The sequence below is a fragment of the Aeromonas sp. 1HA1 genome (assembly GCF_029237385.1).
GTDB lineage: Bacteria > Pseudomonadota > Gammaproteobacteria > Enterobacterales > Aeromonadaceae > Aeromonas > Aeromonas popoffii.
This window is the reverse complement of the sequence record NZ_JAACGC010000207.1, coordinates 1-734: the sequence shown is the minus strand read 5'-3', so window position 1 is coordinate 734 and position 734 is coordinate 1. Positions and strand designations below refer to the sequence as shown.

The window sequence follows — 734 nt, the reverse complement described above, 5'->3', positions numbered from 1 at the left end:
TTGGCGAGGCCGATACCCTGGAAAAGCTCGAAGCCCTGCTGCCATGGAACGTCCCGCTGGAGCCGATTGCAAAAAAAGTGGCGCAATACGGTAAAGGCAAGTAGGTCGATTTAACGGCGCTTACGATAGACGGGTTCGATGACCTCCAGCATCCTTGACCATGGGAGCAAAGCGTCCATGCGAGCCAAGAATATCTCTTTGCGGGTTTTGCGGCGTTTGCCATTGAACTCGCTATCCGCGAAGGTGAGCTGGTGACTCATGCTGAACCTCATACCTGATGCCAAGTGGGATTCATGATCTCACATCAGGGACTTGTTCGCACCTTCCTTAGCGCACAGACAGCAAGATGATATGACAGTAAATTGGAGTGTAACAAGCCAGCCAATAAAATGTAGGCTGCTTTGTTAGAGAAAGGCGAATGCATATTTTGTGGTTCATAGTACGCGCTTGCTATGCAAACGTTAGTATTCATAGATACGATTTTTAATGACTCATGCATTCCTGTTTTCGTAATTAGAATGTTTAACCTTATTTGGAGAAGACCTTAAATGAAAACTACAAATCGATTTTCAATTTTATTGGCTATTGCCGTTCTGATGACTGCGGTAGGCCTGTCTCTTGATCAGATCTTGATCCCCGAAGCCATCATCTCTTTGGCGGCAATAAAGCCGTCCAGTTTACTTTGCAGTGTTTGCCAGCCTTCCCAGAGTGAGCTCCAGCCTGCAATCCCTGTT

Annotated in this window: 1 pseudogene; it reads right to left on the bottom strand. The window is 46.7% G+C overall.

The window, feature by feature from the left end:
• Window positions 1-119 precede the first annotated feature (119 nt).
• Window positions 120-260: pseudogene (locus GWQ22_RS21695) on the bottom strand (IS5/IS1182 family transposase); the annotation flags it as partial.
• Window positions 261-734 lie beyond the last annotated feature (474 nt).